Annotated in this window: 11 protein-coding genes and 1 pseudogene; 5 read left to right on the forward strand and 7 right to left on the reverse strand. The window is 60.7% G+C overall.

Features of this window, described 5'->3' with window-relative positions:
- The first annotated feature begins 41 nt into the window (after nucleotides 1–41).
- From D0N36_RS10875 to D0N36_RS10895, 5 genes and pseudogenes are all read left to right on the forward strand, one after another.
- Nucleotides 42–509 carry a GNAT family N-acetyltransferase gene (locus D0N36_RS10875; RefSeq protein ID WP_116941415.1) on the forward strand — a complete coding sequence of 156 codons (468 nt, stop codon included), beginning with the start codon at nucleotides 42–44 and terminating at the stop codon, nucleotides 507–509.
- A 92-nt stretch (nucleotides 510–601) separates the two neighbouring features.
- Nucleotides 602–1,045, forward strand: coding sequence for a hypothetical protein (locus D0N36_RS10880; protein WP_116941416.1), 444 nt, complete (start codon nucleotides 602–604; stop codon nucleotides 1,043–1,045).
- Nucleotides 1,046–1,470: 425 nt separating this feature from the next.
- Nucleotides 1,471–2,109, forward strand: a complete 639-nt coding sequence (locus tag D0N36_RS10885) for a DDE-type integrase/transposase/recombinase (RefSeq protein WP_116941417.1) — start codon at nucleotides 1,471–1,473, stop codon at nucleotides 2,107–2,109.
- 38 nt (nucleotides 2,110–2,147) lie between these two features.
- The gene (locus D0N36_RS10890; protein ID WP_116941418.1) at nucleotides 2,148–2,411 is read left to right on the forward strand and encodes a transposase; all 264 of its coding nucleotides are present in this window, start codon (nucleotides 2,148–2,150) and stop codon (nucleotides 2,409–2,411) included.
- A gap of 11 nt (nucleotides 2,412–2,422) precedes the next feature.
- Nucleotides 2,423–3,325 (forward strand): annotated as a pseudogene (locus tag D0N36_RS10895) (IS3 family transposase); the annotation flags it as partial.
- Here D0N36_RS10895 and D0N36_RS20270 read toward each other — a convergent pair.
- From D0N36_RS20270 to D0N36_RS10915, 7 genes are all read right to left on the reverse strand, one after another.
- Complete coding sequence (locus D0N36_RS20270) at nucleotides 3,322–3,522, reverse strand: DUF6122 family protein (RefSeq protein ID WP_116941420.1); 201 nt, start codon at nucleotides 3,520–3,522, stop codon at nucleotides 3,322–3,324. The pseudogene D0N36_RS10895 and the gene D0N36_RS20270 overlap by 4 nt on opposite strands.
- A 461-nt stretch (nucleotides 3,523–3,983) precedes the next feature.
- Nucleotides 3,984–4,112, reverse strand: coding sequence for a DUF305 domain-containing protein (locus tag D0N36_RS19615; RefSeq protein ID WP_242478880.1), 129 nt, complete (start codon nucleotides 4,110–4,112; stop codon nucleotides 3,984–3,986).
- The gene (locus D0N36_RS10900) at nucleotides 4,075–4,587 is read right to left on the reverse strand and encodes a DUF305 domain-containing protein (protein WP_207190723.1); all 513 of its coding nucleotides are present in this window, start codon (nucleotides 4,585–4,587) and stop codon (nucleotides 4,075–4,077) included. The genes D0N36_RS19615 and D0N36_RS10900 overlap by 38 nt, the downstream gene beginning before the upstream one ends.
- 953 nt (nucleotides 4,588–5,540) lie before the next feature.
- Complete coding sequence (locus tag D0N36_RS19620; RefSeq protein WP_242478877.1) at nucleotides 5,541–5,816, reverse strand: hypothetical protein; 276 nt, start codon at nucleotides 5,814–5,816, stop codon at nucleotides 5,541–5,543.
- A 3-nt stretch (nucleotides 5,817–5,819) separates the two neighbouring features.
- Nucleotides 5,820–6,668, reverse strand: coding sequence for an MFS transporter (locus tag D0N36_RS10905; RefSeq protein ID WP_242478878.1), 849 nt, complete (start codon nucleotides 6,666–6,668; stop codon nucleotides 5,820–5,822).
- Nucleotides 6,669–6,822: 154 nt separating this feature from the next.
- Nucleotides 6,823–7,149, reverse strand: coding sequence for a ZIP family metal transporter (locus D0N36_RS10910; protein ID WP_116941424.1), 327 nt, complete (start codon nucleotides 7,147–7,149; stop codon nucleotides 6,823–6,825).
- Entirely contained in the window at nucleotides 7,107–7,427 is a 321-nt protein-coding gene (locus D0N36_RS10915) for a hypothetical protein (protein ID WP_116941425.1), read from the reverse strand. The genes D0N36_RS10910 and D0N36_RS10915 overlap by 43 nt, the downstream gene beginning before the upstream one ends.
- Nucleotides 7,428–7,713 lie beyond the last annotated feature (286 nt).

The following is a 7,713-nucleotide window of genomic DNA, read 5'->3' on the forward strand; positions in this document are numbered from 1 at the left end:
CCTTTCTATCCTCGATACAATCCCTGTAACGCGCTTTTCTGATGCTTCGCCTGCTCCGTACTGATTCCGACAACCCTGATTTCCTGCGGCTGGTCGGGCTGCTCGATGCGGACCTAGCCGTACGCGACGGTGCCGAACACGCTTTCTACGCCCAGCTCAACCACGCCGCCATGGCCCACCTGCGCCACGCCGTGGTGGCCTACCAGCAAAACGAGCCGGTGGCGTGCGGGGCATTCAAGGAATTTGCGCCCGATTTAGTGGAAATCAAGCGCGTGTTTGTGCAGCCGGCGTTTCGCGGCTTGGGCGCGGCGCGGGCGGTACTGATGGAGCTGGAGCAGTGGGCGGGCGAGCTGGCGTACGCGGGCTACGTGCTCGAAACCGGCCAAAACCAGCCCGAGGCCATCCGGCTCTACGAAAGCAGCGGCTACCGGCGCACCCCCAATTTCGGGCCGTACGCGGGGGTAGCCAACAGCGTGTGCATGCGCAAAAGCGCGGGCGAATCGGTGTAGCCTGGCTACGCTAGTGTAATCAGTTTAAAAACGACCGTTTTCCTAAACGGACCTTCTAATTTTGTGAGCACCCGTTACACTCACCCCTTGCCATGAGCGGCCCCTTTACCATTCGGCGCGATGACGAAGCGTTGGACAAGCTTATTCACTCGGACCAGCTGCAACCGCTGCTCAGCAACGCGAAGTGGGTGAAGCTCTTGGGCCTCTTGGTGCAGATTTGGCCGTCTGTCCACGCCTGCCGTGTCAAGCTCATCTGGGAAGCGGCCAACGTTGACAGAACGTTGCTGTTCGACGAGGATACGAGTTACGCGTTCGACTACTACGCCAACGCCATGGAAAGCATGGTTAGCGGCCGGCCCCGGTTGGGGGGCTGGGTGGCGTACAAAGAAATCGAATGGGTGGATTTTCCTCGTTTTCCAGCGGGCGGGGAGCCGCAGGACCTTGGGCAATTGCAGCAGCAACTCGCGCAGCTTGGTCAGTTTAGGGTGGAGGAATCAGCGGATAACTTACGCCTCTATGCTTATCTGCGGCCCTAGTGCCCTTTGGACCAATTATTCGCTCCTTTGGGTAAACTCCTCGCAACTGCCCGTCACCAAGAGCTGATAGCCCATTGCAGAGCCGGTCGAGTTTACGAAACCCGTCTAAGAATCAACGTTTACGAAACGCGCCAAGGGGATGAGTTTCGTAAACTCGCAACCAAGTGCTTTCCGGGCCTGGGCAAACAGAATTTTGGGGACAATGGGGAAATACCAATATACCCGCCCTCTTCTGGGAATTATCGCTTAACGTAATACAATTTCTCAGACCCATCCTGGAATCGGGGTATTTTTCGGTCCGGCCAGACGTTGTACCCAGCGTGGTACTTTCCTTGATAAGTGTCCCTTAGCTACCTTTCGCGCTATTTATAAGTATCAGTGGCACCAGCTCACCGCCCACGCCCTGGTAGCTACCCTTGCTTCTCATGTGGACTTCTTCCCGCACGCGCTTACGCCGCCTGGAGGCGAGTTGGCAACAGCCGGCTTCGCGCTCTTCCCACTTTCCCTGGGTGGCCCGCTACTACGACCATGTGCAGCACGAGCCCGCGTACTACCGCCTGCCTGACCAAACCTGGGAGGATCTGAACGGCGACCTGCTCTTTGAACTGCTCGATGCCACGGTGAGCCGGGTGGGCCAGCAGTGCCTGTACCACCGCCTGCGCAGCCCGCTCGCCGACGAGTCCGCCTTGCACGCGTTTGATGCTGCCGCAACTCTGCTGGCGCAGCAACCCGTGGCCCGCGGCCTGCGGACCCAGCAGCAGCGCTCCTTCGTACCCCGCACTATCGATTACGACTTGGCTGTGCGCGCCGCCCCCAACCGCCTGCTCGGTCAGCCGGCCCCCACTGCCCCTCACCGGGTGTGGGTGGGCGACATTACCTACCTGCCTCGTCAAGGGGGCGGCTGGCTCTACTTGGCGGTGTGGCTGAACCGCTGCTCGCGCAAAATCGTCGGCTGGGACGTGCGCGAGGCAATGCCCGAGGATTTGGTCAGCGAGGCCCTGCGCCAGGCCTTGGTCGTGCGCCAGTCCCCAGTCGGGCTCGTCATTCATTCTGAGGTGGTCTAGTCTCGGCGCACAGAAACAGGACGTATATTTCCTGAGTCATGAGCGTAAAAAGCAGCAAGTCCACGCCGGATAAACGGCGCAAATACGATGAGTCCTTCAAGGCGGAGGCCCTGCGTCTAGCCTCCGAGAGCCGCAGCACGCAGGCGGCCGCCCAGCAGTTGGGCATCAGTCCCAAGCTGCTCTACCGCTGGCCACAAGCCCGCCTTGTGGCCGAGGTAGGCAGCGTCGAGGTCGCCCGCGACCCGGAAGTGCGCCAGCTGCGCGCCCAGCTCAAGCGGGCCGAGCATGAGCTCGAGATTTAAAAAAAAGCCTTGGTCATCTTTGGCCAGCCGACCCGGTGAGTACCTATCGCCACATTGCCCAGCGCCGGTCGCATGTACCCGTGCGCCAACTTTGTCAGGTGCTACGCGTGTCGGCTAGCGCGTACTACGCGTGGCAGCGAGCCCAGGTGCCGGCCCCTGAGCCCGCCTGGCAAGTAGCGGTGCGCAAGGAGTTTAGGTGGCATTCGGCGCGCTACGGCACCCGTCGCCTGCGGGCCGAGTTGCACGCGCAAGGCTACCTGGTGGGCTGCTGGCGCATCCGCCGGGCGTTGGCCGCTGCCGGCCTGCGGGCCCAACAGCCGCGCTCCTTCGTGCCGCGCACCACCGACTCCGACCCGAACGTGCGCGCCGCGCCGAATCGCTTGCTGGCCCAACCCGCGCCCACGGCGCCCAACCAAGTGTGGGTAGGCGATATCACGTACCTGCCCAAACAGGGCGGCGGCTGGCTCTACCTAGCCACGTGGCTGGACCGCTACTCACGCAAAATCGTGGGCTGGGACGTGCGCGAGTCCATGCCCGAAGACTTGGTCAGCGAAGCGTTGCGCCGCGCCCTGGCCGTGCGCCAGCCAGTAGCTGGGCTCGTAGTACATTCCGACCAAGGCAGCCAGTACTCCGCGACCAATTTTAAGCTCTTACTGACGCGTCACCAGGCCCTGCAGAACATGAGTCGGCGCGGTAACTGCTACGATAACGCCCATGCTGAATCGTTTTGGAGCCGATTAAAAACCGAGTTGCTCAATGGCGGCAGCTTTCACAATTTGAGTGAAGCACGCCTGGAAATCAGTCATTACATCGCCTATTACAACGCCGAGCGGCGACATTCTGCCCTCGGCTACCTCGCCCCCAACCACTTCGAAACCCAATTCCAAGCCACGTCCCAACTCTGTGCGGCTTAGCTAGACCACCTCACCAGCAGGTGGTCTAAATTAATGAGCATCGTGACCAACATAATCAGGTAGGCGGTTTGCCACATCAAGGGGAAAAACACCAGCGCCAATACGGCCGGAAACGCAAAGTGCAGGCTATAATGCACCAGCTTTTGGGCGCTTAATAATTTGGGAGCGGAAGGCTGGTGTACCTCACGCGGAGGCATCAGCTGGGCCGAGCTGTTCGCGGTATCGGTAGTCGCTGCTTTAGGCTACCTTCTATCCAATTGAGTCGCCTGCTCCTTTTTCACCAAGGGCTTGTAATTCAGCGTGTCTACGGTCCGGAGCCGCACCTGCGCCTTTGCCCGCCTCCGCGAGGTGGTGGGCAATTCGTGGGCAGTGCGGGCCGTCGCCGTGTCGAAGTGCTGTACCGGCCGCGCAGGGCAGGAATAGGTAGCAGCTGCAAACCGGGGGACTATAGCGGAGGAACGGCAACCGGCCAGTAGCAGCACGAGGCTGGCAGCGATACAGCTGATGAGGCGGAAAACAGGCAAAGGAAGCATAGGGGCTCATGACAACGGGCCGCAAAATTGCGCTTAGCCCGGGCGGCCCACCCAGTGGTTCGCCCAGTAAAGCAAAAAGGCAGCTCCACAAGAGCTGCCTTCTTCTTACGCATCGGCGCTTCCGCTTAGCGGTTGCGCGTGAGCCAGTTCTGCAGCGCGGCAATTTTCTGGCGCTGGTCGGTGATGATGCTTTGGGCCAGGGCGCGGGTGGTGGCGTTACGGCCGCACTGCAGCAGGGCTTCCGAGTTGTCGATGGCCGCTTGGTGGTGGTCGCTTGGTGGTGGTCGCTTGGTGGTGGTCGACCATGAGCTGGGCAAAGTCATAGTCGGCCCGGGCGGTCAGGGCGCTTGCGTCGCTGGCAGCCATCATCTTATCCATGTTGGTTTTTTGCACGGTATTGAACTGCAGCACCAGGGGCTGCATGGGCTGGTGGCCGCTGGTGAAGCCGTTGAATTGCCCGATTTCGGCCCGCTGCTTGGTGATGATGTCCTGCGCCGTGGTTTTCATTTCCTGGTTGCTGCCGGTGCGCAGCTCCTCCTCGGCCATCTTGATGGCGGCCTCGTGGTGCAGCACCATTTGGGTGGCGTAGTCGTGGTCCGGGTCCTGGGTCTTGGCCTGCGCGTCCATCTGGGTCATCATGTCGTTCATGATTTTCATGTATGGGCTGTCGTGCTTCATGCCGTCCATGTCGTGGTCCATCTTACAGGCCGACAACAGGGAAACGAGCACGAGCAGGGACAAAAAGGGCAAACAAAAGAGGCGATTCATATTCACAGCCGGTACGGTTTAATGGGGAACCGTACACACGCGTTGCCCAGGTCCCCGGTTCTTACCTAGCCATTCTTTTTTCATGGTTTCGGCGGCTATGGCCACTCTGTGCCTATCCAAACAGGCTAAAAAGGAGCAGCATACCTATTCAGAAACCGCTCTAAATAGCATACGCATCCATTTCCGGTACGTGGCGCAACTGCACCAGCTCCTCCAACGACTTCAGCAGCGGCTGCACCTGCCCGCCCCGCACCTTGCCCGCGAAGCAGCCTGCCACGCCCGGCCATTAGTACCCCGCCCGCGCTGCCTTCCACCACCTCACGCACGGCCCGCATCTGCTGCGCCCGTTCCGCCGCCCGCTCCCACCGTCGAACCCATTGCCGCCACCCAGGACCCAAGCAGTCGCGCAGAAATAACCGTCATGCAGAGCGCAGCGAAGTATCTCGCTCGCGTTATTGCACAATTGATTTACTGCCCCAAGCGAGATGCTTCGCCGCGCTCTGCATGCCGGTTTTTTACTCGGGCACTTTTGCACAACTACACTAAACGAGAACGACTTGGTTGACCGCAACCTGCTGGCATCCTTACCGAGCCCTTCGCCTTGTCCGTTGTAGGCCACCCGCGATTCAAAGTTCCCGCCTTCGAGGAATGCAAGTTAACGGTTGGAGGGGGCAACTACCACGGTGGCCATCTCCCTGAAATAAGCGAACTGGCGGGTTGTTGCCACACTCACGAAAGCATACAATGAAAAATAGCTCGGCGATGAAGTCGGGGCGTTAAAGTGGGCAGTAAAATGAGGTCATGTGGAGAATACGTGAGCGATATACTGGCCCCGGCTTATATGCCGCGCTCCACCAAAATGGTAAATGCCACCCCAGCGGCACTCCTACAAGCACGGACGTTTACCGTCTCCGTCAAGTCGGCATCTGCTCGGCGACGCCCGCCGCTTTTTTCGAACTCAGCAGCCAAGTGCCGGCCAGCAGCGCCAGCGCCACCAGTCCGCCCCACAGGAACGAACTGGTCAGGTAGTGGGTGCCCAGGAAACCGGCCAGTGGGTAGGCAAAGGCCCACCACAGGTGGCTCCAGGCAAAGTGCGCCCCGTAGACCCGGACCTGGAATTCCAGCGGAGTCTGCCCGGCAATAATGGTTTGGGTGATCAGATTTACCCAGTTCTGTCCTGCCCCGGCCAATAGTCACAGGAATAGCAGGTCCCCCAGGCCCGCTTGGTTGGCCGGCAGTACGGCCACGGTTGTGACCAGCGCCCCCACAAGCACAAAGGTGGTCTGGGCGATTCGTTTGGCCACCCCCCCGGCTAGCAGGGCCGCGGCCGTGGCCCCAATGCCGAAGGCCGACATCACCCAGCCGTACTCGGCGTTGCCCAGCCCCAGTTGCCCCTTCACCCGACCCACGGTATTGACCAGAATCAGCGCCCCGCTCACGGCCGCCACCAACTTCGGCAGCAGGGCGTAGCGCATGGGGCCACGGCCCCAGAGCCGGCGGGTGCCCACCAGCAGGTTGGGTACCGTGATGCGCGTGTCGGCCCCCGCTTCCGCTTCGCCGCGTAGCCGGGCGGGCAGGGTCAGAATCAATATCCCCGACACCAGAAAAGTAGCCGCGTCGAGAAAAAAGATGTTGCGCGTGCCCAGCACCACGGCCACCGCGCCCGCCAGCCCCGGCCCAAGCACGCCCAGCAGCTCGTAGGTGGCCCCCGAGAGGCTGATGGCCTGCGGGAATTCCTCGTCGGTGGTAACGGCCGGAATGATGGCTTGGAACGTGGGGGTGAAAAAAGCCGTGAAGGCATTCACCACGAACATGAGCGTGTACACCTGCCACACTTCCGTCACGAAGGGCAGCAGGGCAATGACACCCATGCGCACCACATTAGCCACCACGAGGATGGTTTTGCGGTTGAGGCGGTCGGCCAGCACCCCGGCCAGGGGCGAAAGCAGCACGAAGGCCGTCACGCGCAGCGTCAGGGCGAAGGCCAGGATTTGGGCCAAGTCGTTGCCGCCCAGCTCGAAGGCCAGCAGGGCCAGGCCCACCTAAGTGAGGGCATCGCCCAGCAGGGAGGTGGTCTGGGCCGCGTAGAGGCGGGCAAAGACAGGGTTGCGCAGGCTGGTAAAGGGCGCAAAAACGGTGTTCAGGCTCATGGAGTTAGGCAGTTAGACTCGCTGGAAATTCGATTGCTCACGGCCGCTAGGCCATCATGCCAAATGAGAGCATGATTTCAACGAGATTATCGGACGCCCCACGCAACACGAAAAGACCGACGACAGCTGCCACTACCAGCATCAGCGCGAGGCCTCCCATAATGGCAACCGTTTTGGTCCGGCTCTGGCCACCACGGCGCAGCTCAACGGCTGTGGTCAGGCTCAGGGTTAGCATTTCCATTGCAATGGCTAACGTCAGCAAGGCTCCGGCCCGGGCCCCGACCGTAAAGCCAACACCCACTAGCAGCCCGTCAATTATCACACCAATGGCTACCGCACCCAGCAGGCCCCAGGGCAGCACTGCGGCGGGCATGGGGCCAGCAGATTCGTCACCAGGGGCTTTTTTTCCATCCATTCGCCGAAATAACGCAGCCCAAACATGACGGCTACGCCCAGGGAAGAGCCCACGCCGACTTCGATGGGCGCGTGGCGCTTCATGATGTCGGGCAGCAAGTCCACGGCCACGACCGCAAAAACGACCCCGGCAGCAAAATGCAGCAGGGTGCTACGCAGCTTCGGCCCCGGAGTACGCCAGGCCGCCAGCAAGGCCCCCGCCACCATCATGCCGGCGGGCAACAGGGCAAAATTCAAGGCCGTGGTCTACTATGGGACTACGGCAGGCAGAACAATCAGAAGCATAAAAATCGGGAAATCAGCGAGGGTGTAAGTGAAATTCAAAAAGACCATCGCTGGCGGCCACCTTAGTGCTGCAGAGGGCACAGCAACGGCAGAAACAAATCGTTGGCTAGCTGTATAGTCCCAGGGAGAGATGGTGTATTTTCCGGGCTGGAATTTCGCACGCACTTATGGGACAAATACTCCACGGCAGCGCCCGCACAACTTCGGCAATACGGGCCGCTATCCAACGTAGTCAGGA

The sequence above is a fragment of the Hymenobacter lapidiphilus genome, assembly GCF_003417065.2.
Classification (GTDB): Bacteria; Bacteroidota; Bacteroidia; order Cytophagales; family Hymenobacteraceae; genus Hymenobacter.